General features: G+C 55.7%; 22 protein-coding genes and 1 pseudogene. 13 read left to right on the top strand and 10 right to left on the bottom strand.

The genetic code is table 11. The features are described from left to right. The first annotated feature begins 13 nt into the window (after nucleotides 1–13). Both ACTJI9_RS18690 and ACTJI9_RS18685 read left to right on the top strand, forming a co-directional pair. On the top strand, nucleotides 14–805 hold the full coding sequence (locus ACTJI9_RS18690) for an alpha/beta fold hydrolase (protein ID WP_440810102.1): 792 nt from the start codon (nucleotides 14–16) through the stop codon (nucleotides 803–805). A 104-nt stretch (nucleotides 806–909) separates the two neighbouring features. Continuing rightward, the gene (locus ACTJI9_RS18685) at nucleotides 910–2109 is read left to right on the top strand and encodes a Gfo/Idh/MocA family protein (protein ID WP_440810100.1); all 1200 of its coding nucleotides are present in this window, start codon (nucleotides 910–912) and stop codon (nucleotides 2107–2109) included. A gap of 166 nt (nucleotides 2110–2275) precedes the next feature. Here the strand turns inward: ACTJI9_RS18685 and ACTJI9_RS18680 are convergent, their stop codons facing one another. From ACTJI9_RS18680 to ACTJI9_RS18655, 6 genes and pseudogenes are all read right to left on the bottom strand, one after another. Next, on the bottom strand, nucleotides 2276–2500 hold the full coding sequence (locus ACTJI9_RS18680; RefSeq protein ID WP_440810098.1) for a hypothetical protein: 225 nt from the start codon (nucleotides 2498–2500) through the stop codon (nucleotides 2276–2278). Nucleotides 2501–3129: 629 nt separating this feature from the next. Beyond that, nucleotides 3130–3855, bottom strand: coding sequence for a L,D-transpeptidase (locus ACTJI9_RS18675; RefSeq protein ID WP_440810096.1), 726 nt, complete (start codon nucleotides 3853–3855; stop codon nucleotides 3130–3132). A 116-nt stretch (nucleotides 3856–3971) separates the two neighbouring features. Continuing rightward, a complete protein-coding gene (locus tag ACTJI9_RS18670; protein ID WP_440810094.1) occupies nucleotides 3972–4907 on the bottom strand; it encodes a LysR family transcriptional regulator in 936 nt (311 codons plus the stop codon). 603 nt (nucleotides 4908–5510) lie between these two features. Beyond that, nucleotides 5511–8024, bottom strand: coding sequence for a CoA transferase (locus ACTJI9_RS18665; RefSeq protein WP_440810092.1), 2514 nt, complete (start codon nucleotides 8022–8024; stop codon nucleotides 5511–5513). Nucleotides 8025–8054: 30 nt separating this feature from the next. Beyond that, a pseudogene (locus ACTJI9_RS18660) lies at nucleotides 8055–8144 on the bottom strand (AAA family ATPase); the annotation flags it as partial. Between the two features lie 50 nt (nucleotides 8145–8194). Next, nucleotides 8195–9103: an agmatinase gene (locus ACTJI9_RS18655; protein WP_440810089.1), complete on the bottom strand. Its 909-nt coding sequence runs from the start codon at nucleotides 9101–9103 to the stop codon at nucleotides 8195–8197. A gap of 181 nt (nucleotides 9104–9284) precedes the next feature. On the opposite strand from ACTJI9_RS18655, the gene ACTJI9_RS18650 reads away from it, so the two are divergent. Next, on the top strand, nucleotides 9285–9680 hold the full coding sequence (locus ACTJI9_RS18650) for a hypothetical protein (protein ID WP_440810087.1): 396 nt from the start codon (nucleotides 9285–9287) through the stop codon (nucleotides 9678–9680). Between the two features lie 478 nt (nucleotides 9681–10158). Here the strand turns inward: ACTJI9_RS18650 and ACTJI9_RS18645 are convergent, their stop codons facing one another. Continuing rightward, nucleotides 10159–10839: a DUF2161 domain-containing phosphodiesterase gene (locus ACTJI9_RS18645; RefSeq protein WP_440810085.1), complete on the bottom strand. Its 681-nt coding sequence runs from the start codon at nucleotides 10837–10839 to the stop codon at nucleotides 10159–10161. Between the two features lie 285 nt (nucleotides 10840–11124). Between ACTJI9_RS18645 and ACTJI9_RS18640 the strand changes: the two genes are divergently transcribed. From ACTJI9_RS18640 to ACTJI9_RS18625, 4 genes are all read left to right on the top strand, one after another. After that, a complete protein-coding gene (locus ACTJI9_RS18640; RefSeq protein ID WP_440810082.1) occupies nucleotides 11125–12855 on the top strand; it encodes a hypothetical protein in 1731 nt (576 codons plus the stop codon). Further along, nucleotides 12852–14135, top strand: a complete 1284-nt coding sequence (locus ACTJI9_RS18635) for a hypothetical protein (RefSeq protein ID WP_440810080.1) — start codon at nucleotides 12852–12854, stop codon at nucleotides 14133–14135. Before ACTJI9_RS18640 ends, ACTJI9_RS18635 begins: the two co-directional genes overlap by 4 nt. Before the next feature lie 39 nt (nucleotides 14136–14174). Next, entirely contained in the window at nucleotides 14175–15317 is a 1143-nt protein-coding gene (locus ACTJI9_RS18630) for a T6SS phospholipase effector Tle1-like catalytic domain-containing protein (protein ID WP_440810077.1), read from the top strand. 114 nt (nucleotides 15318–15431) lie between these two features. Further along, nucleotides 15432–16436: a serine hydrolase domain-containing protein gene (locus ACTJI9_RS18625; protein WP_440810074.1), complete on the top strand. Its 1005-nt coding sequence runs from the start codon at nucleotides 15432–15434 to the stop codon at nucleotides 16434–16436. Between the two features lie 345 nt (nucleotides 16437–16781). On the opposite strand, the gene ACTJI9_RS18620 is transcribed toward ACTJI9_RS18625, so the two are convergent. Beyond that, entirely contained in the window at nucleotides 16782–17855 is a 1074-nt protein-coding gene (locus ACTJI9_RS18620) for an aldo/keto reductase (protein WP_440810073.1), read from the bottom strand. A gap of 89 nt (nucleotides 17856–17944) precedes the next feature. Here ACTJI9_RS18620 and ACTJI9_RS18615 point away from each other — a divergent pair, with 89 nt between their 5' ends. Beyond that, a complete protein-coding gene (locus ACTJI9_RS18615; RefSeq protein ID WP_440810070.1) occupies nucleotides 17945–18871 on the top strand; it encodes a LysR family transcriptional regulator in 927 nt (308 codons plus the stop codon). Nucleotides 18872–19332: 461 nt separating this feature from the next. Here the strand turns inward: ACTJI9_RS18615 and ACTJI9_RS18610 are convergent, their stop codons facing one another. Further along, the gene (locus ACTJI9_RS18610) at nucleotides 19333–20289 is read right to left on the bottom strand and encodes a DMT family transporter (RefSeq protein ID WP_440810068.1); all 957 of its coding nucleotides are present in this window, start codon (nucleotides 20287–20289) and stop codon (nucleotides 19333–19335) included. 85 nt (nucleotides 20290–20374) lie between these two features. Here ACTJI9_RS18610 and ACTJI9_RS18605 point away from each other — a divergent pair, with 85 nt between their 5' ends. The 5 genes from ACTJI9_RS18605 to ACTJI9_RS18585 all read left to right on the top strand — a co-directional run bounded on the left by ACTJI9_RS18605 (nucleotide 20375) and on the right by ACTJI9_RS18585 (nucleotide 23556). Then, nucleotides 20375–20854 (top strand): Lrp/AsnC family transcriptional regulator, encoded by a 480-nt coding sequence (locus ACTJI9_RS18605; RefSeq protein WP_440810065.1) that lies wholly within the window; start codon nucleotides 20375–20377, stop codon nucleotides 20852–20854. A 316-nt stretch (nucleotides 20855–21170) separates the two neighbouring features. Then, entirely contained in the window at nucleotides 21171–22043 is an 873-nt protein-coding gene (locus tag ACTJI9_RS18600; RefSeq protein ID WP_440810062.1) for a LysR family transcriptional regulator, read from the top strand. 6 nt (nucleotides 22044–22049) lie between these two features. Next, nucleotides 22050–22280 (top strand): helix-turn-helix domain-containing protein, encoded by a 231-nt coding sequence (locus tag ACTJI9_RS18595; RefSeq protein WP_440810412.1) that lies wholly within the window; start codon nucleotides 22050–22052, stop codon nucleotides 22278–22280. A 380-nt stretch (nucleotides 22281–22660) separates the two neighbouring features. Next, nucleotides 22661–22972, top strand: a complete 312-nt coding sequence (locus ACTJI9_RS18590; RefSeq protein WP_440810059.1) for an amidohydrolase family protein — start codon at nucleotides 22661–22663, stop codon at nucleotides 22970–22972. Then, nucleotides 22972–23556, top strand: a complete 585-nt coding sequence (locus ACTJI9_RS18585; RefSeq protein WP_440810057.1) for a DUF1349 domain-containing protein — start codon at nucleotides 22972–22974, stop codon at nucleotides 23554–23556. Before ACTJI9_RS18590 ends, ACTJI9_RS18585 begins: the two co-directional genes overlap by 1 nt. A 500-nt stretch (nucleotides 23557–24056) precedes the next feature. On the opposite strand, the gene ACTJI9_RS18580 is transcribed toward ACTJI9_RS18585, so the two are convergent. Continuing rightward, entirely contained in the window at nucleotides 24057–24227 is a 171-nt protein-coding gene (locus ACTJI9_RS18580) for a hypothetical protein (protein WP_440810055.1), read from the bottom strand. Between the last annotated feature and the right edge of the window lie 11 nt (nucleotides 24228–24238).

The following is a 24238-nucleotide window of genomic DNA, read 5'->3' as shown; positions in this document are numbered from 1 at the left end:
AACCCCATGTTTCATGTCTGCCCGCTACTGCAACGCGATCGAGGCGATTATCTTCCTAACAGCGCTCAACAAGGAGATATTCATGCCGGCAGTCCTCGTTCACGGTGTTCCTGACACTCATCGCCTTTGGGATCCCGTCCGCTCACATCTGGCGCGCACCGATATCATCGCGCTCGATCTCCCGGGTTTTGGTACGCCGCTGCCGTCAGGCTTCTCCTCGACCAAGGAGGAATATCTCGACTGGCTGATCAAGCAGGTCGAGCAGATCGGCGAACCCGTGGACCTGGTCGGCCACGACTGGGGTTGCCTGCTGACGGGGCGCCTCGCGTCTATCCGCCCCGATTTGGTGCGAACCTGGACCGGAATCAGCGGGCCCATCGATCCAGAATACCCATGGCACTATCTCGCCAAGATCTGGCAGACGCCAGGTGAAGGCGAGCAATGGATGAAGGACCTCGACCTCGAGGAATTTGCGGCGAAGCTCGTCGAGGCGCAGATGCCGCGAGATGCGGCGGATGAATCGGTTCGGCATCTCGATGCCACTATGAGGGCAAGCATTCTCGCACTTTACCGTTCCGCTATCGAGGTCGGCGCGGAATGGAAGCCGGGTTTGAGCAGCATGACCGCGCCAGCACTGGTGATCTGGGGCCTCGACGATCCGTTTTTGCCGCACCGTTTCGCCGACGAGCTCGGCAATGCCATACGCGCACGCGCCGTCGTGAAGCTGCGGAGCTCACATTGGCCGATGATAGAGCGTCCGGCCGATGTCGCGCGCGAACTCGAGGCCCATTGGACTCACGTTTAATTACCTGCGTTTGCGTTACTTGGGCTCAAACCCACGCAGCGCAACGCGAACGGCAATGATTGGTCACCCGCCATGCGCCCAAGCATCTGTCCGGAAACGAAACCATGGTGAAGCAGCACGGCGAGCATTGCCCGGGTTGCACCAGACAGGAGCACGCCTACATGACAAATTCAGCAAACACGCGGATCGGCGTCGGCATCGTCGGCGCCAGTGCTGATCGAGGCTGGGGCGGAATTGCTCACGTCCCGGCACTGCGGGCGCTCGACGCGTTCCAGATCCGCGCTGTCAGCACGACTCGCATGGAGAGTGCGAACGCGACCGCTAGCCGACTAGGCGCCGATCTTGCCTTTGACACACACCGGGCGCTGGTCCTGCGGCCGGAGGTCGACTTGGTGGTGGTTGCAGTTAAGGTGCCGGAGCACAAGCAGATCGTTTCCGACGCGCTCGCTGCGGGCAAGATGGTCTATTGCGAATGGCCGCTCGCGCGAAACCTATCGGAAGCGGAAGCGCTGGAGGGGTTTGCCCGCGAACGGCGGCTGCGAACGGCTATTGGGTTGCAGGGCGGCCTGCACCCGCCGATCCGCTACCTTCGCGACCTCGTCCGGCAGGGCGTGATCGGCATACCGCTCAGTACGAGCATCCGAGCGCATTTGATCGACGCCATGTGGCTCGGCCGATATGACCCGCCGTTCGAGTACATGGCTCGCGCAGAGAATGGCGCCACGCTTCTAAGCATCATGCTCGGCCACGCGCTCCAACCGCTCGCGCACGTACTCGGCGCATTTGAGAGCCTGTCCGCCGTCGTCGCCAATCAGCGAGGCGACGGTGTCCGCCTCTCGGATGGCACGTCCCTCCCGAAGGACGCGCCGGACGAGATCGTCGTCGCCGGCGTTCTCGAAGGCGGGATCGTCACTTCGCTGCACTACAGTGCCGGGCAGTCCGCCGGCTCGGCGATGGTGTGGGAGATCCAAGGTACCGAAGGCAGTCTGCGCGTCGAGACGGCATCGGGCTACATCCACTTCGGCGATGTGACCATCACTTTGCGCTGCGGCAGCGAGCCTGTCCAGCGGCTACAGGTCCCGCCCGCATATGCGGCTCCCGACCTGCAACTCGACGCACCCGCGGCTGGTATCGCCCGCCTCTACGCCCAGTTCGCCGCCGACCTCCGCGATGGAACCGCCGATGCGCCGGACTTCGCGGTCGCGCTCGATCGTCACCGGGTGCTCGAGGCGATCACAAAGGCCGCTGAAACAGGTCATCGCCAGCATCTGTCCCATCCCGACCTAGTCAATTCCAATCTCTGAAAACCCGAGGAGTTTCCTGACCATACCCGTGCACCTCATGCATGAAAAAGTTCAGTCAATAACGCGGCTGCGGCGAAGATAGTCATCTCAGCTTTCCGTCGAAGCCCCCAGATACGTGTCAAATCTGGGCAAATCAGGGAAAATGCGGCGTATCGGTATTAGAATGCTACAACTCGGTGGCAAGAGGTGCTCTTCGCGGAACGACGCCTGCAAAATATTCCAGCACCGGCGTGGCATCTTCCTGATCTATTGCTTGCATGTCTTCTGTAGCCTGTTTGACCGCCTCTTTCAAAGCGAGAGAAACCGCAGCAGCCAACGCCGTGTCCGCACGTTTGATGACATCGACGATTTTTCTTTCAGCCGGCGCAAGAACAGGGCAACTTTTTGTCACTACTAACTCCGTGAACTTTGATAGTTTTGGTTGTGCAGCCACTGCGCCTAATCTGGTGGAGTGGTGAGAAGCGACAGGTAGCTTCTCACTCTTTCGGTAAACTCGCGGTCGGTGTCGGAGAGGGGCTCAAACCTTGCATGGCGGGCGTCGATTGTCTCTTTCTATATCCTCCCGTCGGTCTTTCCTCTCTGCCGCGCGCTCTCTCCCAGTGACGGGCGACGCTGCGGCCCATATAGAGGATTTTCCATGCCGTATCCGGATTTCTTCCCGTGTTCGTGCTCAAGTCGGCCCCACACAGGCGCAGGAACAGGTGGCAGAGGACGGCGTCCGCGAAGTAGTCTTGCGGTGATCTGCCGACGCCGAGCGACTGAAGTTCATGCCCTGCGGTCTGGGCGGCGCGCTCAATGGCTTCATCAACAGCGGCCGTCAGGGTCTTATCTGCCTCCTGGAATAGGTGGGGTTCTTTCTGCATGCTATCCGCTATGCGCCAGGCTCCTGAGCAGTGGCTCACTTGCGAAGAATATCCTGCAACTCACGACGACAGGAATAATTGCGGTCTCTTCTCATCAGGCGTCCTCGACCGCTTGCCGTATAAGGCGTTCACCGACCTTCCGGCTCAGCCTCGGAAACTATACCATCCTGATAAATGGTTCCTGATGCACGACAATTCGCGCATGATAGGGGACACGGTCATAAAGATCGACGATGTCGTGGTTGATCAATCTTACGCATCCGGAAGAGACGCTTTTGCCGATAGACTGCCACTCGGGACTACCGTGTAGCCGATATAGAGTGTCTTGCCGGTTCTGAAAGATGTAGAGCGCCCGCGCGCCGAGTGGATTAATGATCCCGGGATTCATGCCGCCGTTCGCGACGGAATAGATTTCCAATTCCGGCTGACGAGCGATCATCTCTGCAGGAGGTTTCCATCGTGGCCACGGCTGGCGCCAGTGGATGATACCCTCGCCCTTCCAGGCAAACCCGTCTCGGCCTATGCCGACGCCGTACCGCATGGCCGTACCGCCCTCTTCAACGAGATATAAGAAACGGTTGGGCGTATCGACGACCACCGTGCCAACCTTTTCTCCCGTCGGGTCAGCAACACGCTGGCGATAATACTTCGGGTCCATGTTCTGGTAGGGGATGGCAGGCACGAAGTGCCCTCCATCCTCGAATGCCGCATAACGAGCTTGAAGCTCAGGATCGGATGCAACTGGCGAAGGTAATTGAACTTGCTTCGCCAACGTCATCTGCTCCGGAGTTGGGTTGTTCGTCGCGCAGCCGGAAAGAGCGGCGGCGGACATGGAGCCAAGGAGAAAGGTGCGGCGGGATATATGATGGGTCACTAGCTGCATAGATAATATTCACTGGTCTCTAACCGTTGCCCGAATTGCAACATCTCGAACCAGAAGAACAATTTCGCGGGAGTATTGTCTATCGTTTATCGAGTGATTGCGCGCATAACTGATTGTTATAAGACGCATCCCAAATCATCAGCGCTTTGGCTTATTCCTTCAATTTCTTTCAGACGCGGCATGACGAAATCGGTAAAGGCGCGCACCACGGGACGCATGAACTTGTTCGACGGGTAGGCAAGGAATGCCTCAGTCGGCTTCACTGCGTAGGCGGGAAGCACGCGCACAAGCCTGCCTTCGGCGATCAGGTCTGTTACGAGACACCATTGCACCTGTCCGATCCCTCGTCCTGCCAGAAGTGTGTTGAGAAGAACGTGAGCGTCATTCGTCCGGAAGACAGGTTTGACCGGAATTTCGATTGTCGGAGATCCGGATCGCATCAGCGGCAACATATTCTTGCCTGACAGGACGACGAAGGTCGAAATTATGCTGAGGCTTGATAATTGCTCCGGAGACCTCACCTCGCCGACGCGTTCGAGATAACCGGGAGCGGCAACGAGAATACGTTGCATCCAGCCGAAGCGCCGGGCAATGACCTCCTGAGCCTCTATCCGGCCATAGCGTAGGGTGAGATCAAAATTCTCGTAGATGAGATCGACGGTACGGTCGTCCAAGACAAGATCGACGACAATTTTTGGATGCAGGTCCTGAAAATCCAGAAGGATGCCGTGGAGGTGTTTTGAACCGATACAGGATGGCGCGTGAATGCGGAGATTGCCCTCGATTTCGCCTACGTTCAATCGGATACCCTCGAGGGCGGCATCGATGGATGCGATCGCACCGCGGCTTGCTTCGTAAAGCGCCAGACCGTGCGTGGTCGGGCGGATATTCTGAGGCGATCGCTCGAGAAGCCGTGCATTCAGATGTCGCTCGAGATTGAGAAGATGTTTTGTAACAGCGGGCTGCGAGATGCCGAGATCTCGCGCCGCACCGGTCATGGAGCCCTTCTCTACTGTTCTGATGAATGCTTTCAGGGCTGCGTTCAAATCCATTTATAACTCCTGGCTATCACATCGATAACGCCATAACTAAAATGCGAATGTGGCCACGCCGCGACTGATCGTGAGTTCAGAAGCCCGAATTTCGAGGCTCAAGGTCTGGGCCTTTGGGGGATAAGCGGATTCTCCACTTCGAACTCAGTCGTGACGACCACTGCAACGTTCCCGAACGGTTGTCCGAAGGACGTATAACTAACGCGCCGCGCGCTGATTTTTCTCGGTTGTGTGCTTAGCGCCGGAAAGGCGCTTCCAAGCGGCGATCGGGCTGCTCCCGGAGGATTTTCCAAACTCGGACAATGTTGCCGTAATCTTCTCCTGCTCTGTGGGGTTTCGGCTGGTCATTGCGGCCGCGGGGCGCCGCTGTGTCTCGCTCGCGGCGTCAACGAACCGCCAGCGCTCATTCTCGAAAGGAAGCCTGCGCCGAGTGGCCGAAAGCCAGCATCGCTGCTGCAAGGCATGTTAAGGCTAAGAGTTCTTTCATGGCACTTCCTCCCTTTACGCGATGGTGAAATTCCAAGCCCGTCAACGCCATCGCATAGGTTGGGGGCTGCGAGCGGCTTCAGTATCCTCCTCAGAACCCGAGGCCGCCGTTTTCTGCTAGCTCGGCAGATACTCCGCGCTCCAGGTCTCGCTGATCGTACCGGAGGCAATCAGCCGATTGATTTCGGCTTCGGTGTAGTTCAGGGCGCGGAGAACGGCGCGTGTGGAGGCTCCGTATTTCTCCGCCGGAGCGACAGCCTTGACCTTGCCGACAGCCGGACGGATGGCGAAGGGGTCGAGTTGCGTGACCGTGTGCCCGCTCGGATGGTTCGGGTAAATGGAGAAGGAATAGCTGCCCCGGTCGATCCCGGACGTGCCGTCGGCAATGCGGGAACTGCGGCTGCGGATCGTTTCGATGTTCTCGCATAGCGATACGCCAATATCGGCTTCCCGCAGGCGCTGCTGCCAGGATTCCGCGGGCTCGGTCAGGAAAGCCCCCGCGAGATAGGCCTCGCGATCGGACGCGGCCATCTCAATAATCCCTCTCAGGCCTTCGACCTTGCCGAAGCGCGGAAGATCGGCTTCAGAGGCGCACAAAAGAAGGTGATCTCCGCCTGCGGTTTCGTAGAGCCGAGACAGGGCATTGGACCCTTTGGTTTCGCGGCCAGACGGCTCATCGAAGGGACCGCGCCCGGCATAATCGTAGCAGAACGGTATCTGCGCGAGGCCGGTCAGTGCCGACAGCGATGTCCGCGGACGGCCGACAATCCCGGTTCTGGATTTCTGGTAGAGAGCGGAAGCAATGCCGAGCGCCGCGCCGAAGCCGCACATGACGTCGATGGTCCCCACATGGGCATGTTCCTCCGGCGTATCCATCGAGCCGCCGAAGCGCAGCATGATCCCGGTTGCCGATTGCACGAGATCGTCATAGCCGAGATAATCGGTCCGCGGGCCGGTGCGCACCCCACCGAAGCAATCGAGTTGGCAGAAGATAGCCTGCGGATTGAGCGCTTTCAGGCTTTCGGCATCGAGCCCCATCGCCTTGACCTGGCGATCGGTCGCGTTCCAGACGACGATGTCGACGGAGCGCACCAGTTCCTCGAAGACGACACGGCCATCGGGCGAAACGATGTTCAGCAGCACGGACTGCTTTCCGCGCATGTGCGACATGCCGAAAATCACGGTGTTCCAGCAGTCGTAGAGCGGCTTGGCCGGATCGATCTTGATGACCTCGGCGCCGAAGCGGGCAAGATAGGCGACCGAATGTGGACCGGCGATCACATTGCACAGATCGAGAACCTTGACACCGTCCAGCCAGCCGCCGGGGGCTTCGGTCGTCGGCGCCGGCAGCGACGAGCGCTCCACACCCGAAAGCATCGCCAGCGCGTCCTTAAAGGTTCCCCAACGCCGCGGGCGCGGCGTCAACATGGCTTCGGCGCTCTCCTGCAGCCAGGCCATCGGTCCCGGCTGGGTCATCCGGCCGTGGGTCGGATCGTCCACCTCGATCATCAGGCCGGCGGCCTTGGCATGATCGTCGGCGATCCATTCCTTCAGCCAGCGTTGCGGCGCACCCGGAAACAACCCCTCCCCAAATACACGTTCCCATTCGGCCGCCGTCCTGGTCAAGAAAACCTGCTTCATGCGGGCCGCGATCTTGTCGGCCCAGAATTTCGGGAGCGGATAGACGCCAAGCGACACGTCCGACGACCACTGCGAGACCGGAAGGTAGGTGTCTTCCTCCTCGCGCAGACCTTCAGCGACCAGTTCGTCGTAGATGCCGAGGGCTTGCAGGCAGCGCTTCGCATGGTTCTTGTGGCTGGGGCAGACAACATAGAACATCCGCCCGTCGGCGCACATATAGCTGCGATAGAAGGGGTCGAGGAATTCCTGAAGGTCGTCATACGACATATCCATCGGCAGGCCTTCTGCGCGCCGGCGCTCGATCTCCCGCTCGCGCTGGGTCTGGTAACGCAGCGGATAATCGTCGATGAGGATGGAATTGTAGGAGAGGCCCTCCATCACGGCGCTAGCCAGCGGCACTTCGATGTGGTCGCCATGGCCCGTGCGCTCCCGCGCCTGAAGCGCCAGCACCGTTGCGGACGCCGCGAGCATGGTGCCGTAGGCGGACGAGAGCGGCAGCGGCGAGAAAGACGGGTTGATACCCATAAGGACGCGATTAAGGCCCATATCCGTGAAGACGCCGGAGGAGGCCGCGATCACCGCCTCAAAGGCTCGCCAGTCACGGCGAAGCTGATCATCGGAGGCGAAGCCGGGGATCGACAGGGTGATCAGTTCCGGTCGCGCCTTGCGCAAGGAAGAAAAATCGATCCCGAGCCGGGCGAGCACGCCGGCGCGGAAATTCTCGACGACAATATCGGCTTCGGCTACCAGCGCTTCTGCCTCATTCAACCCCTCCTCCGTTTTGAGGTCGAGGGTGATGATCAGCTTGTTGCGGTTGAGGATGGCGTTGGCGGGATTGTCCCAGAGCGGACCGCCGGGCGGATCGACATGCACGACGGTCGCGCCAAGATCACCAAGGATCATAGCCACGGCCGGGCCGGCAATATATTGCCCGAAATCAACCACCCGAACGCCGGAAAGCGGAAGCGCGGAACGTGCGATCGATGTCATTTCTCTTATCTCCCCAAGAATTTTCTATGCGCGCACATGGACCGCGCCCAACTGCTTCGCCAAGGTACGAGCGATTGTCGTTTTACCAGTGCCAGGCAAACCGCCAAAAATAATGAGCATGAAGAATGGCCTTCCCTATTGATGAGGCATCGAAACCCATTCGAGCCGAGTCAGTCCTGCTGGATGATCGTGCCAATCGCGTTAACAAGAAGGCGCGCGGCGGTTAGGGCTGACAGGCTGTCAATGTCGGCCGGAGGGTAGAACTCGACAAGGTCGAATCCTGCGATCCTGGCCCGCCTGCCAACGCCTGCGATCAGGTCGATCACCTGAGTATAGGTAAGCCCGCCAGGTGTACGGGCCATCACGCCCGGCATCACGCTGGGATCGAGGCCGTCACAGTCGAGAGTGACGACGACCCGTGCTCCTTCTGGAATATGCCTAAGAGCCTCTTCGACGCCATGAGTGTGAACCTCACGGGCCGTCACGATACGACTGCCATAGTGCCGGGCCGCCTCAATTTCCATGACCCGGGCGCTACCGACGCCGCGCATGCCAACCTGCACCATCCCCGCGACATGGGCCATCTCGCTCACCCGGCGCATCGGGTTCGAATAGCCGTAGCGCTCGCCATGCACTTCGTCGCGCCAGTCGATATGGGCGTCTATCTGCAATACCCAAACAGGCCCGTGATCCCCAAAGCCTGCGATAAAAGGAATAGGCACGGAATCGTCACCGCCGAGCATGATCGGAACAGCCGGCAATGCCAGAACCTCGCGCGTCTTCGCCTCGATCCGGGTCCGGTTCCCGGCATTGTCATGCAACGTTGTCGAAATGTTACCAGCGTCGACGCAGCAGACCTGCTTGCTCTCGAAAAGTGGGCCACCGAGATCAAAATCCCAGTGGTCGAACAGCCCGGCATCGTCTTGACTGGCAGCTCGGATCGCGTCGGCAGCTAAAGCGTGGGCGCTACTATCCTTACCCGGATAAGTACTGCCGTGGCCAGCTCCGAAGATCACCACACGCGGCGAGCCATTGGCGAGGCAGTCGGGCAAGCCGAGAAAGGAAGGCGAAGCAGACATTCGTGATGGCCCTCTTGCGCAAGTTATGTCGAAGGAGACTTACCACTTGAGACGGAAACATGCGATGCCAAACTCCTGATCATCGCGGAATTGCCATCGAGCAATAACCGCGACGATCAGGACTGCAACCACAGAAGGTTTCGGGATTATTGCGATAGGAACTTGTAAAGGGGATCAGTCCATGGCCAACTCGGAACGGAGGATATGTCTCGCAACGTCCTTGCTCTTGCTCAGCGCTGAAGGTGGCGCGGGTGCGACGCTTTCATATCTGACGATCAAGGTTGGCGGTGACCTTCTAAAGCACGGCGGCGTCGTGAGCTTGTATCCGATTCCAGTCCTGGAAGACGACTGGCCGACAATCGCCGGGGACGAGTTGGTGCAGGCTTGCACGATTGCCGACGAACAATGGCCGGATATGAATGCACGTTGGTGGCGTGCTGTAGCCGAACAGCGCCTGGAGCGCCTGAGAGATCGCGCGCTGCGCCGCTGCTACGACAGCAGTTGGTTCGGAGGCGGGACTTGCGAGCCCGATCCGGAATCGGACGAACCAGCTTATCTTTACAAATCCACGAAATAGAGCGTCGGGATGTCATGGCCAGGTTCGATGAAGAGCGACCTGTCGGCAATTGCGGTCTTGGCAGAGTCTTGGGTTTTCGGCGTTTACAGTTTGTATTGGATTCTCAGCCTCATCGTCATATGGATCGGCGCTCGGTTCTTCATTCGTACCTGGGGTTGTCATCACCAATAGGGCTGAGGATGGATGAGGGCACAAGATTCTCTTTTTGACGAAGCCTGGATGAAGAATGCGTCTTGCGCCCTGGATTCGTTTGTGCGTACGCGTTCAGAGCGCGCGCATGCTTCGACATCCTAGACAGGGACGAGTTCATCACACTTGCGATGAGTACGAGAGCCGCCGGCAGTTCGAGGCGCGAGAACGTGCGGTTCCAGGTCAGCCATTGTGCGATTTTTCGAAGTACAGAACGGCTGCAGAGCCGGCTTAAGCGATGCATGGAACGCAATCTTCTCTGACACACATCGGAATGAATACCCAACACTCAAGTGCCGTGGCTACTAGCTCCCTGCACATCCGGCTGCGGCCATCGCTGCAGCGCGATGCGGCCAGCTTCTGTCAAGGCATAGACGCCCCTATCGAGGCGCTTAAACCAGCCATAAACATTCGAAAGCAATATCTTGCCCGCGTCCGGTACGTTGGTTCTAATATCACGCACTCGCAGCGGTCCTGCCGTCAGCGTTGCCGCACAGGCAAGCGCCTGCTGCCGATATGCCGTCATAATTGGCGTGCGGGTACTACCACCAAGCACGGGATCTCCGCGTCGTTTCTGATGTTCGCGCATAAGCCTCGAACGCCGCTTTGGATCGGTCCGCGGCATTGGTGATACGGAACCAACGATAACGCTGACCTCGCCGGCATCGGAAATGCCCAGCATGCCAACGCCAAGCCTGCGGCATAGGTTGCGGTAGCGTTTGTCGGATTCACGACCTCTGCCGCTGGACGATATCCGGGCAGCAATCCAGACCTCGTTTGAAATGGTCGCCCGGTCGACCGCCTGCAAAATGAGCTCCAGATTGAAACTCAATTTTAGCTCGGCGACCACGACAACAGGCGGATCGTCATTACTGAGGCCGACAAGATCGCAGCCGCCAACCTCGCCCTTGACGACGTAACCTGCCTCTTCGAGAAAGCTTTTGACCGGCAGATAAAGCGAAGTTTCCATGTATATAGATCAAATCGGAGAATCGTTTGACAAAGAAAATACACCGATATGGCAGTTAGGGACACCGCATTCGCCTTGAGAAGTATCTAACCCACGACCCCACTGAAATCTTTTCCCAATTCAGAATTCGGCCTGTTCAATTGCGGAACCTGCCAAAAACCCTTCCTTTGAAAATGCCGATGATAAGCGAATTTCGCGCATTTTGGATTGTGGCGCAGATGTCTACCTGGTTGCCCTTATTCCAGGGATTGTACATAGTAGATTGTGAGTCTGGGGAGATGGAGGATGCGTAACCTAGGTGGAACACGGCACAGCCTTCGGAGCACTCGAAAGCTTTCTATCATCGCTCAAGATCCGTCTGTTACTGTCGAGGGGAAGATCGTCAGGGCATCCGTCGATGTTCCCGCAGAAGAGCTTCTTCCCGGTCCTCGTGGCTATCGTGTTGTTGTTGTCGACTACGATGTGTCTGCGAACGCACTCTACGCGCCGGCGGAGTTGCCGTCCGGCCTGGAAGGCGATTATGTTGACCCGTTCGACAAAGCGTCGGACGCTAAACTTCTTTCAGATCCAAGATTTCATGCTCAAAATGCCTATGCGATCGCCATGCGAATTCTTGCGCGCTTCGAGTTTGCACTCGGCAGGCGCATCAAATGGGGATGCGAGGGCCATCAACTCAATATTCTACCGCATGCTTTCGCCGAACCGAATGCTTTCTATTCCCGTGAAGACCGATCCCTCTTCTTTGGATATTTTGAAAGTCGGCCCGATAAAAATGGCGCAACCAGAACCATTTACTCCAGCCTGTCTCATGATGTCGTTGCGCACGAAACGACCCATGCTATTTTGGATGGACTGCGTGCCCGGTATCTCGAGCCCTCATCACCGGATCAAGGTGCGTTTCATGAGGGCTTCTCGGACGTTGTAGCCTTGCTTTCGATTTTTGCCCTCCCGGATGTGGTTTCGGCTGTTCTCGATGGCAAGCCAGGCGATAAGCTCATCGATCAGAAACATCTGACCAAAGCGCGGCTAGCTCAGTCAGTCCTGTTTGGTCTGGCCAAAGAAATGGGGCAGGAGCTCAGCGGGGTTCGCGGCAAATCTCTGCGACATTCAATCGAACTGAAGCCTGGCACGGACTATATGGATGATCCGGATTATCTGGAGGTTCATGCCCGGGGTGAGCTTCTCGTTGCGGCGATGCTCAAATCCTTCCTGGACATCTGGGTTAGCAGATTAAGCCGGATCGGTACCATTACTGATGGAAAGAAAGATCGCTCGCTTGTTGTTGAGGAAGGTGCTCGTGCCGCAGATCACTTGCTGACCATGGCAATCCGCGCGATCGACTATTGCCCGCCCGTTGACTTGTCATTTTCTGATTATTTGTCAGCGCTTCTTACTGTGGACCGCGAAGTCGTTCCCGACGACAAATACGGCTACCGAAGCGCGTTGCTCGCTAATTTTACGGATTTCGGGATAAAGCCAAGCACCCACGCTGACGCGGATGGCAGTTGGCTTCGCTCCAACAAGGAATTGATTTACAGCCGGACGCATTTCGACTCGATGCTGCGAGACAACGAGGAAGTCTTTCGTTTCATTTGGGAAAATCGCAAGTCGTTGGAGATTGGGGACATTGGCTACATTGAAGTACAGTCGGTGCGCCCAAGCGTCCGTATAGCGCCGGATGGTTTCATCTTACGTGAGACGATTGCTGAATATGTCCAGATCCTGACGCTAAGAGTGGAGGAGCTCGAAGAGGATTTCAAGGTATCCCTGCCGGAGGAGATGGAGAGTTGGCGGTCGGTACGAATTCTCGGCGGCGGCACGCTGATTTTCGACGAATACGGACAGCTCAAATATCAGATCGCCAACCATCTTCTCAATGATGAAGCAGATGTCGCCCGTCAGGGCAGACGACTGAAATATCTATGGGAACAAGGGTTGTTCGACAAGCAAGATCGCACTGGCAGTTTCGCAGCACTTCATCTTTCACGAAGCGGTGTGAAGGAGACTGTGCGATGACCCCTAGCCACGTCACAATCCGCTCGTATCAGGTGGGCTTCGGAGACTGCTTCCTGCTTAGTTTCAAATACGAAGCGGAAGAGCGCCATGTGCTGATCGACTTTGGCTCCACCGGATTGCCCGAGGGCGTTCCGAAAAATCAGCTTGATCTCATAGCACAGAACATTGCGGCTCGCTCGACGGGCAAGCTGACTGCAGTTGTGGCAACCCATCGACATAAGGATCATATTTCCGGGTTCTCCACGAGGAACAAGAAGACATCTTCAGGAAGTATCATCGCCGGCCTCAATCCTGAACTCGTGCTCCAACCCTGGACCGAAGATCCCGACTTATCGCCTGAGGCGACAGGACCACGACGCCGCGAACCATCACTGGCTGCGCACCACGTCTCTTCCCTTGCCGAGATGCAGCTTGCCGCGGCTCATGTTTTGTCAGAAGTGAAACGTGTTCGCTATCTCTCTACCGATCTTCGGAACGAATTGTCATTTATGGGAGAAAATAACCTCGCGAACCTCGATGCGATCAAGAACTTGATGACGATGGGAAATAAGCGGGAGTATGCGCATGCCCAGCAGCCAACGGCCCTGCAGGATCTTCTTCCCGGTGTGACGGTGGACGTTCTTGGCCCGCCCACGGTAGATCAGTCCGAGACAATCAGAAAGCAGCGTAGCCGGGACAAGGATGAGTTCTGGCATCTCCTGGCAAATGCAGCAAATGCCCTGGGGCAGCCTAAAGGTGGCAAGGTCAAGCCACTGTTTCCGGCATATCTCGCCCAGAAAAATCGCGACCAGTTCCCTATCGATACAAGATGGCTGATTAATCAGGCAAAGCAACTGCGGACAGAACAGATGCTTCGGATTGTCCGCATTCTCGATGAGGCCCTGAACAATACGAGCCTGATCCTGCTGTTCAAAACTAGTTCGAAGAGTTTTCTTTTCCCGGGAGACGCCCAAATCGAAAACTGGTCATATGCGCTTGATCAGGAAGATATCCGCGAGAAACTGAAAGGCGTCGATCTCTACAAGGTAGGCCATCATGGAAGCCTGAACGCCACTCCAAAGTCGCTTTGGAACCTGTTCCAACACAAATCAAAAGATGCCTCCGCGCATGGCAGACTGCAGACTTTGATGTCGACCATGGCACACAAGCATGGTTCAGAGGAACGAAAAACCGAGGTTCCGCGCCAACCGCTGGTACAGGCGCTCAATCGCGAGAGCACCCTCTTTTCGACACAGGCCCTGAAAACCGAGCTTTATCACGATACCGTTGTCGAGCTCTGAGCTCTAAGCTCAATGTTCTTTCCAAAGATTGGAGTTCAGATGCCAAAGAACGTCGTGGTCTGCTGTGACGGCACTGCCAACGAATTTGCTGATGATCGTACGAACGTTGCCAAGCTCTGCTACTGCTTGATCAAGGATGCTGACCGGCAAGTCGTCTACTATCACCCAGGAGTTGGCACCGAGGCACCGCCCGGTTTTGTGACAGGAATTGGCACTAAGCTGGCAAAGCTTGCCGGCTTGGCTTTCGGTTATGGTCTGAAACGGGATGTAGCAAACGCGTATATCTTTATCATCAACAACTACAAGCCGGGAGATCGCCTGTTCATCTTCGGGTTCAGTCGCGGCGCATACACTGCACGCGTTGTTGCTGCGCTGATTCATTTGTACGGTGTGATCATGCCAGGCAATGATGCGCTAGTGCCCTATATGGTCAAGATGCTGTGGGCAATAAACAAGGCTCGTGGCAACAAAGCCAAAACAAGCCGCTATTTCAAACTCGCATCTGATTTCAAGGCGACATTGTCTGGAACTGAATGCAAGCCACACTTCGTTGGGGTTTGGGATACGGTAAGTTCCGTGGGCTGGATTGGCTCGCCAGTCTCACTTCCATACACGCGCGACAATCCCGACATCCAGATCACCCGCCATGCGGTCTCAATCGACGAACGCCGAGCATTTTTCAGGACAAACCTGTTCGCGGTTCCAGAGGGCCGGAACATCAAGCAAATCTGGTTTTCCGGCGTGCATTGTGATGTGGGCGGCGGCTACCAGGAGGAAGAAAGCGGCCTTTCCAAAATCGCCTTGAAGTGGATGATCGAGGAAGCCGAGGAGAGCGAACTTCTGCTCGATCCGATGCTTAAATCCAATATCCTTGGTGGGGACGAACCCAGATTTGCGAAGCCCAACACCACCAGCAAGATGCATGAGTCTCTCACCTGGAAATGGTGGCCAGCTGAATTCGTGCCGAAGCGCTACTATGACAGAAGAACCAACAGCGAAACGTGGCGTATCAACTTCTTTCGGCGGAGAAATCTCGGTGAGCGACCTGTGCTTCACGATTCCGTTTGGCAGATTCCAAACTATCGATTCATTCCTTCTGATGCAGTAAGAGCGTCAGCTTCGTTCCAATCGAATTCCCTCTCAGAAGTCGTGGCCGACCTGCCAGCCTGCGATGACGGCTGAACGCGCTCCATAACAGCTAACACTGAAATCAAGGCCTTGTGCGGCATTATAAATTCCTGCAGAAATTTATAATGCGATGTCTGATAAGAACTTCGTCACTCCTAAAGGTGCGCTATGCGTCTCATAATTATCATCGCTGCTCTCCTCATCGCCGTCTTTAGTGCAAGTGCCAGTGGGCGGTCATGGCAAAGCGCCGACCCGGGTTCTGCAGGCTGGTCCATTGAAGGTTTGAAACAGGCTCAGAATTATGCACTCAGCTTGAGGCCCACAGGCATTATGGTGGTTCAGGACGGCAGGATAATTGCCAGTTGGGGCGACGTCTCCCGCAAGGTTAATGTAGCCTCGGTTCGAAAGAGCCTGTTGAGTGCTCTCTACGGGATTGCCGTTTCAGAAGGTCGGATCAATCTCGGCAGTACGCTTGCCGAACTTGGCATTGACGATAGGCCGCTGGCGCTGACAGAGACCGAAAAACAGGCAACTGTTCGCGATCTCTTGATGTCACGCTCTGGCGTTTACCATCCTGCAGCTTATGAGACTGCCGACATTAAACGGAAGAGACCGGCGCGCGGTAGCCACGAACCCAGTTCATTCTGGTTTTACAACAACTGGGATTTCAACACGCTGGGCACAATCTATCGCCAAAGAACGGGCGAGGACATATTTCAGAGCTTTGAGCAGAAAATTGCAAGGCCAATCCAGATGGAAGACTTTTCACATCGCGATGGCCATTATGTCAAAGAACAAGCGTCGGAGCATCCGGCCTATCCGTTTCGCCTCAGCGCCCGTGATGCAGCCCGGTTTGGCCAACTTTTCCTCGACGGGGGTCGATGGGGTGATCGGCAGATCATTCCATCATCCTGGGTCAAAGAGGCAACTACAGCATATTCTTGGACAAAACGTGGCAGGCAAGGCTACGGATATATGTGGTGGTCGCTCCCCTCCGATGTTTGGGGGCTGAATGCCGCGTATGCTGCTGGCTATGGAGGGCAGATCATAGCATTCATCCCATCAAAGCGCCTGGTCGTGACGCAAACCGTAGATTTGAGTCAAAATCCAAAGGGCATCAAGACCAGCCATTTTATCGATCTGCTAAGAGAGATTGTTTCGGCAGCGCCATAACGACCAGTCGGGGCCGATTCATTTTCGGTGAATCAAACTTTCTTTTCCAGCGCCATTAGGAGGTGACGAACAGCTTGGAGTACATCGCTCCATTTAGTCGACTGACTCCTTCGGTTCTCTCTCTACTTAACTGAAGATAACACTGAATGACTGTCCGTTCGTCAGTCTCAAGCGTATATTGGAACAGCATTTTGAACAGCTCGGAGCACTGGTATCCTCGTAATGGGCGAAGGGCCAGCATGGAAAGGTCGACCGGTTCAGAGGCCAACCAAATCCCGTACATCACTGTAGCAACAGATTGATTTGCATCATAGACGTGCCTCCATCCATGCCGGAAAACACCACCTAGCTATTAATCCGGCGGTCAATTTTTAACCCGCCTGTCATAATGGCTTGCGTCATCGGACGGGCAAGGAATTCATGTGGAAAGCCGCGATCAATCGAACTTATTTGTTCCAGCCTTTGGTGATGCTCCTCGTCGAGAACCACATTCAAAGCGCCGAGATTTTCTTCAAGCTGCTGCAATGTCCGTGCACCGATCAAAGGTGCTGTCACTGCTGGATTGAGCAATGTCCACGCAAGCGCGATCTGTGATGGTGTATTGCCGGTTTCTCCTGCAATCTTCTTTAGCACATCGGCAATTGTGAGCCCCCGTTCGGTGAGGGAACCATTGCCCACCGCAACGTCCCTGCGCGTGCCTTCTGCCGCAGACCCTCGCGGAACCTTGCCAAGGTCGGCCTTTGAATATTTCCCGGCAAGAACACCGCTTGCCAGTGGTGACCATGGTATGACGCCAAGGCCCATCTCCTGCGCCATGGGAGTGAGATCGCTCTCGGACGTGCGTTCGATCAGGTTGTACTCCACTTGCAATGCGACAAGCGGCGTCCACCCGCGCAGATCTGCAATCGCCTGCATGCGTGATACCTGCCATGCGGGAATATCCGAGACCCCGGCATAAAGCACCTTGCCGGATCTCACGAGATCATCTAGGCCGCGCAACACCTCCTCAACCGGCGTAGTGAAATCCCATGCGTGCAAATAGAGAAGATCGATATAATCCGTACCGAGCCTTTTCAGGCTGTCTTCGACTGAGCGAACCATGGACTTGCGATGATTGCCGCCGGAATTTGGATCGCCCGGGCGCATAGGCAAAGTGTACTTTGTCGCTATAACGAGCTGGTCGCGGCGCCCCTTGGCAAACTTCCCGACAAAGCGTTCAGAGGTTCCTTCGGTATAACGATTGGCGCTGTCGATGAAATTACCACCCCGAGCGACGTATGCATCGAAAATGCGACGCGCGTCGGCTTCTTCTGTGCCCCAGCCCCAGTCGGTGCCAAAAGTCATTGTACCCAGCGCTATAGGCGAAACCCGCAGGCCAGAGCGGCCAAGCAGGCGATAATGATCAAGTGCAAGTGTCATGACAGTCTCCTTTCGGATCTATACTGACGCATTCCATTGATTTGATAATCGTATATTATCTCTATAGGTCATTAAGCAATGGAGATATAATGCGTGGATCGGATTATGCGGAATTGCGCGCTTTTGCGATGCTTTCAGAGCATCGCAGTTTTCGCCGCGCCAGTGCGCATCTTGGCATGTCAGCATCTGCTCTGAGCCAGACAATAGCAAAGCTTGAAGCCCGCCTTGGAGTGACGCTGGTCAATCGGACCACGCGCAGTGTCAGTCTGAGCGAGCCGGGTGAAAGCCTCATTCAAAAACTGCGTCCCATTCTTGCCGATCTTGATGCGACAATCAGCGATGTCATATCTTCGCGCGGCGTTATTGCGGGAACCTTGCGTATCAATACCACGCAGATTGCTCTTTCCCACTACCTGGCACCGCTGTTGACGCCATTGCTGAATGCTCATCCGGAATTGATACTGGACATAACAGTTGAGGAAGGGCTGATCGATATTGTGTCGGGGGGATATGATGCAGGCGTCCGCCTCGGCGAGAAACTGCATGCAGATATGGTCGCCCTGCCCATCAGTGGACCCCAACGCCTGATGTGTGTTGCGGCGCCCGCTTATCTTGACCGGATGGGAACACCCGAAACGCCGTATGATTTAAGGCATCATCGCTGTTTCAACTATCGCGGCCCGACCACCCATAATATCTACCGTTGGGAATTCGAGCGAGATGGCAAAGAGTTCGAGATCGCTGTGGATGGGCCAATCGTTGTCAACGACACGCAGGTTCTGGTTCAAACCGCCGTAGCTGGATTGGGTGTGGCTTACCTATTGGAGGATCAGGTGAAGCATGAGGTGGCTGCTGGTCGTCTCCGGTTGATCCTCGAGGGTTGGGCACCGCGTTTTCCCGGTTTTTACCTCTACTATCCGAGCAGGCGCCAGGCGTCGCCAGCCTTGCGCGCGCTGATCGAACTCGTGCAACGGCGAAAAGCCTCACGTGGAAGTGAGGTATGGGCTGCGTCCTGACAAGCAAAGCAATCGGTATGTCATCCGGAATAAAATATCTTGTCTCGGTCGCTGAGCCCATTGACTCCGATAGCCAATAGGACCGCGGCGCTTCGAAAGTGATGCCGCTTGCCTGGCGACGCGTTTAGGGTCGACTGGTCCGAGGACTGGGCGATTATCGGCAATTAGCGACGGGCATTTCCACATTATACAATCTGCCAACATGGATCCACGGCCCTCGGCGGAAGGCATGCACTGTTACTGGTGTGATCGCACCCAATAAATTGAATTAGCGTTTGTCCAAAGCGTCACTTAGCAGCAAACCTTCCTTTGAAAATGCCGATAATAGACGAATTTTAGGCATTTTCGATTGTAGAGCAGAGGCCTACAATCCCGTTTAAACCCTGTTGTGGCTCGCTTTTTCAATAGTACTTCTCGACTGATCAGAGTATGAAAGCAGTCGGCCGGCTGGTCCCTTTCGATCATTCCAGCCCTTCGGCTCGCGACAGCTTGTGTTGCAAGACAGGCAGAGCGGGTGGCTTGCCGAAAACTGCGATGGCGGAGCAGACGCCGGCGAATTGCAAAGTCGCCCCAATTGCTTCGGCCAGAGATGGAAACCGTCCCTCGAACATCAATCCGTAGCCGAGGCCGAAAATTGTTTCGGCAACGATAAGTTGAGCGCAGAGTGCAAGCGGCAAGCGACGAGACGCGACCACCCAACACCACGTCGCGAACCACGAGCCTGCCAGCCCCATCACGAGTGCCCATACGACAAATCGGAGAGTCTCCGAAGCGGATGCTGTATACGCCAGATCGAAAGACGCCAACGGCAGCAGGACCAGACTTCCGATCGCTGCACCGACACCTTGTAGCCCTGTCCATTGCAGACCATCCGGAGCATCGGCTGACCGCATCACTGCCGCATTAGCGAGCCCGTAGGCAATCCAGATCAAGAGAGCCACCAAACTGGCAAGAATACCAAGTAGAATCGATGCAGTTTCGGCAGCGTTTGCCGCGCTGATCGCCGCGAAGTTGACGATCGCCACGCCGATCGCAATCAACACCAGAGGTAAAGCAAGTGCCCGCCAAGGTGCTGTACGGTCCCGGAAATTCGCGATAATCGCCAGAAACACGGGCATGGTGCCGATGATGACCGGCGGGATTGCTGCCCCTGCAAGTTGGACGGCAAAGGCGGCGCTGACGAAGTAACCGACATATCCCACCCCGCCGAGCAGCAACCCGATCAGAACCCGTGACGTGGCAATGCCAACGGGCCGAAACCGTCGATCGGCCATCAAAAGAAGGCAGGCCAAGCCGAAGATACCATAGCGGGCAATGGTCAAATCCCATGCCGTGAATGGTGCGATGGCGCGTGGAGCGACGAAGGTCAGGCCCCATAACGCGCACGTGGTCAGGCCAGCGATGATCCCAAGCAGCATGATTTTCTCCTGTTGGAGTCATCATGCAATGCGATCCGACTGATTTATATGGAATGACAAGAGCAGTTCGCATAGATTGCTTATCATGTCGAAGGCAAAACCACCCCAGAAACTTCAAACCGGAAAATCAACGCTCGACGAGACTGACGCGCGTATTCTTGCCGCGCTCGATTCTGATGCCCGCTTGTCGATGAGCGAGCTTGCCCGCCTCGTGGGAATGTCTGCGCCGAGTGTGTCTGAACGTGTTCGCCGACTAGAAGCTACCGGCGTCATTCGAGGCTTTACCGTCGATGTGGATACACGCGCGATCGGCTACCAGATAAGGGCCATGGTGAGGATCAGGCCCCTGCCCGGCAAGCTGCATCTGGTCGAACGGCTCATTCAGGAACGACCGGAATTCATCGAGTGTGACAAGATCACCGGTGACGATCCCTTCCTTGCCCGCCTGGTTGTCCATTCGATTGAACAGATGGACGACGTTCTTGAGGCACTTTCCGAGCATGCCGTCACCAGCACGGCTGTCATCAAGGGAACCTCCGTCAAACGGCGCCTGCCACCCCTATAGCAAAATCATGACAGCGAGTAATTTTTCATAACCAGGTTTGCCGCCATCGGGAATACAAGCCGCCGGCCAGACGTCGAGCACTATGGGGGTCTGTTCCAATATCTTTGAGCAACTCGGGCTTGCCCAGTATGCTAAGAAACCATCTTCGACGGTCGTTAGCCTTTTTTCGATTATCGAGAAATGTCTTCAAGCACGTCGGCCAATGCGCCATTTTATTTCCTCTACAGCAGTTTCAACTTAACAATGAGGAAAAGATTGACATTATGAAAATTGATAGAAATCATGAGTGACATTATTATTTTTTATGAAAGCTCCGATGTCGACGACGCTTGATAGTGAACTTCTTCGGACCTTTGTCGTTGTGGCCAACAGTGGCAATGTAACGCGCGCGGCAGAGCAACTCGGGCGAACGCAATCCGCAATCAGTATTCAAATTAAGAAGCTGGAAGAAACGCTTGGAGAGAGCATTTTTCAGCGCGGGTCGAGAGGAGTCACACTAACGACCCACGGTAAAAAGCTGATGGTAAATGCCACCAAAATTATCGGCCTATTAGATGACACCGTCGCTACGCTGCGATGTGCGCCACTCCACGGACCAGTTCGGATCGGTATTCCTGAGGAATACGGGGACACGATCCTTCCTCGGGCATTGGCAGCTTTTTCCAACCGGCATCCTGAAGTCGAAGTCACAGTGAAATGCGGATACTCTGTTGAGCAGCTTGCAGCTATTAGTTCGGACGAACTTGATATTGCAGTTGTCTTTGAACCAGGACATCCAGCTAAAGGAGAAATCCTTTATGTTGACCCTACGGTTTGGGTAACATCGGAGGCGCATTGCGTTCACCACAACAGCGTCGTTCCGATTGCGCTTTATGATAAATCAAGCTGGTGTAAGGCCTCGGCCCTCGGATCCTTGGAAAAGAACAATATTGATTATCGGATCGCTTATACGTGCGATACCAGCGGAGGGCTGGTAATCGCTGTAGTATCAGGCCTCGCAATTGCGCCACTTGCGCGAAGTAAGATTCCTGTGAACTGTCGTGCTTTGGATGAGAACGACGGCTTTCCGGTGATTGATTCTACAAACGTTGTGCTGGTGCGAAATCCCCGCACCACCAATGTTGCAAGTAATGCCATGTCCGACGTTATTCGAGCAGCATTCTCGCAAACCACCACAGATTGGATGTAGGGGAAAATAGAAGGAGGGCATAAAAGAACCTATACTCCCTCCGTTGAACACATTGCGGTATTCGAATCTGTGGCGCGATATGGCAGCATGAACAAAGCTGCACAACATCTCAACGTGACGTCGTCTTCGATAACTCAGCACATCCAAACGCTGGAGCAAACACATGGGGATCCTCTTTTATTTACAGAACCCGTTTTCAATTGGATTCTCTTGCTCTGTGAACATTATGTGGATTGATGAATCAGATGTAATATTGCAGATTAGAAATGTTGATGAGGAAACTGACAGCAATAACCCCGGCTTCCCCCTCTAAGAGCGTTGGGCACTGTGCTGTTTCTCATCCATCTCGCTGCAGGTTCCCCGTTTCCTGCGGTATGTCGAGCCAAACTGGTGAGCCGAGGCTCACCTTTTTTGCTTTTCAGAAACCCTCAGCTACTAAGCCCGATTGACTTGATCCGGTCGCAGATGAATTCTACCTATGACACCAGCCCCTCCAGTTGACCCTACCCTGCAGCGCCGTTCCATTCAGGATAGGCAATGCGAGGGTAGAGCTCCCCTTGCCCGATTGCTGTTTATCGCGATATTGGAACTCAACGATCGCGGCTAGGCCAGCGCGGTTGCAGCTGGTATGCTCCATCTTCGACCATCTCGCCGAGCCACCGGTTGCCTACGCCTCGACGGATGCGGATGCCTGGCTGGCGGTCGAAGATTTCAACACTTATAGCTGGTTGGCGCTGGAGAAGTTCGAGCCGGACCGCATCATCTTCGGCTCCGACTGTCCGGACTGTACGCTGGCAGCAAGCTATAGCACTGTGAAAGCAATTGCCCAGAGGCAAGCCGAGACCAATCCTCGTATTGCTGAGCGCTTCTATCACCTCAACGCCATCGCTGCTTATAGATTGAGCGGCCAGAAAACGGGAATACACTGATGAGCATTGATTTCAATAGTGGTATCTGGCTGAACGAACCGCAATCCTGGAAAGCCAACGAAAGTGGCTTGACCATAACGACGGACGCCAAAACAGATTTCTGGCGCGAGACCTATTACGGCTTCACACGCGACAGCGGTCATTTCCTCGGCTTTACCGCTGGCGGCAGCTTCACCGCCACGATCCGTATTCGCGGTGAATTTCGCACGCTTTACGATCAGGCCGGTCTTATGGTTCGGATCGACGACACGAAGTGGGTCAAAACTGGTGTCGAGTTTACTGACGGCGAGCTTTTCCTTTCGACAGTCATCACCGACGGCAAGTCGGACTGGTCGGTATCGCAGCCGTTCAAGGAACTTGAGGATTTTCACATCCGCGTCACCGTCATCAATGGCGCAATGCGCATCCAGGCCTCGCGAGACAGCAAACTCTGGCCGCTGCTGCGGCTGGCACCATTCCCGATCGCGACGCAATATCAGGTGGGACCGACAGCCTGCACGCCGGAGCGTAGCGGTCTGACCGTCAACTTCTCCGAGTTTTCGATCGGTCCAGCGATAACTACCGATCTCCACAATCTGAGCTGAGGTTTTCCCATCGATCCGATTCTGAACGCCGGCATGGAGGCCCGCCCAAGCCGCGCTCTTCTGGCGACGGCAATAAAAGCTTTCCCCTGCCGCGTGCCAGCGCGCGCCGGGAGGTAATTCGCCTGCCCCCTAACAATCTGAGACTTCCTGAACTGTCGCACCTGACCGCAAACTCTCCGAGATAATCGAACCTTTTAAATCAGAGGGCCACTGACGATGACCATCACGCTTACTCTAACCCGTTGTGAGAAACTCCGTTCTATTCATCAAGCGGGTAGATATACGCCCATTGGACGGTGAAAACAGCGGGAAAGATTGTGCTTGCTGGCGCCATGGATGGCGGCCATTTCTTGCCGCCCCAAATCGTAATTCAAGTCGCCGCCAAGGAATTTACTGTTCTACGCGTTTTCAGCAAATGCTGAAATGGTGATCAGGTGAAAAGGGCGCGGGTAACCTTCGTCAAACCGCTGTTTTTACGGCGTTTTCAAACCAATTCGGCATCACGTAGCTTCATTCCAGAAGAATGATGCTACGGTGCGATGCCGCGGCCGCGCGCGCTTATCGGACAGCTCAAGCCCACCGACGATGACGAACAGGCGGCGAACCGGAGCGACCGTTGTGCGCCAGATCGCGCCGGGCCAACCCGTTATGCATGATTTCAGAGACGTCACCGTCGAGACCG

The sequence above is a fragment of the Phyllobacterium sp. 22552 genome, assembly GCF_052044585.1.
Taxonomy (GTDB): Bacteria; Pseudomonadota; Alphaproteobacteria; order Rhizobiales; family Rhizobiaceae; genus Phyllobacterium; species Phyllobacterium ifriqiyense.
The sequence above is the reverse complement of the archived record's forward strand: the minus strand, read 5'-3'. Positions and strand labels throughout refer to the sequence as shown.

Coding starts and splice junctions, on each gene's coding strand:
- ACTJI9_RS18690 (WP_440810102.1), top strand. CDS start 14: ATGTCTGCCCGCTACTGCAACGCGATCGAGGCGATTATCTTCCTAACA.
- ACTJI9_RS18685 (WP_440810100.1), top strand. CDS start 910: ATGGTGAAGCAGCACGGCGAGCATTGCCCGGGTTGCACCAGACAGGAG.
- ACTJI9_RS18675 (WP_440810096.1), bottom strand. CDS start 3,855: ATGCAGCTAGTGACCCATCATATATCCCGCCGCACCTTTCTCCTTGGC.
- ACTJI9_RS18670 (WP_440810094.1), bottom strand. CDS start 4,907: ATGGATTTGAACGCAGCCCTGAAAGCATTCATCAGAACAGTAGAGAAG.
- ACTJI9_RS18665 (WP_440810092.1), bottom strand. CDS start 8,024: ATGACATCGATCGCACGTTCCGCGCTTCCGCTTTCCGGCGTTCGGGTG.
- ACTJI9_RS18655 (WP_440810089.1), bottom strand. CDS start 9,103: ATGTCTGCTTCGCCTTCCTTTCTCGGCTTGCCCGACTGCCTCGCCAAT.
- ACTJI9_RS18650 (WP_440810087.1), top strand. CDS start 9,285: ATGGCCAACTCGGAACGGAGGATATGTCTCGCAACGTCCTTGCTCTTG.
- ACTJI9_RS18645 (WP_440810085.1), bottom strand. CDS start 10,839: ATGGAAACTTCGCTTTATCTGCCGGTCAAAAGCTTTCTCGAAGAGGCA.
- ACTJI9_RS18640 (WP_440810082.1), top strand. CDS start 11,125: ATGCGTAACCTAGGTGGAACACGGCACAGCCTTCGGAGCACTCGAAAG.
- ACTJI9_RS18635 (WP_440810080.1), top strand. CDS start 12,852: ATGACCCCTAGCCACGTCACAATCCGCTCGTATCAGGTGGGCTTCGGA.
- ACTJI9_RS18630 (WP_440810077.1), top strand. CDS start 14,175: ATGCCAAAGAACGTCGTGGTCTGCTGTGACGGCACTGCCAACGAATTT.
- ACTJI9_RS18625 (WP_440810074.1), top strand. CDS start 15,432: ATGCGTCTCATAATTATCATCGCTGCTCTCCTCATCGCCGTCTTTAGT.
- ACTJI9_RS18620 (WP_440810073.1), bottom strand. CDS start 17,855: ATGACACTTGCACTTGATCATTATCGCCTGCTTGGCCGCTCTGGCCTG.
- ACTJI9_RS18615 (WP_440810070.1), top strand. CDS start 17,945: ATGCGTGGATCGGATTATGCGGAATTGCGCGCTTTTGCGATGCTTTCA.
- ACTJI9_RS18610 (WP_440810068.1), bottom strand. CDS start 20,289: ATGCTGCTTGGGATCATCGCTGGCCTGACCACGTGCGCGTTATGGGGC.
- ACTJI9_RS18605 (WP_440810065.1), top strand. CDS start 20,375: ATGTCGAAGGCAAAACCACCCCAGAAACTTCAAACCGGAAAATCAACG.
- ACTJI9_RS18600 (WP_440810062.1), top strand. CDS start 21,171: ATGTCGACGACGCTTGATAGTGAACTTCTTCGGACCTTTGTCGTTGTG.
- ACTJI9_RS18585 (WP_440810057.1), top strand. CDS start 22,972: ATGAGCATTGATTTCAATAGTGGTATCTGGCTGAACGAACCGCAATCC.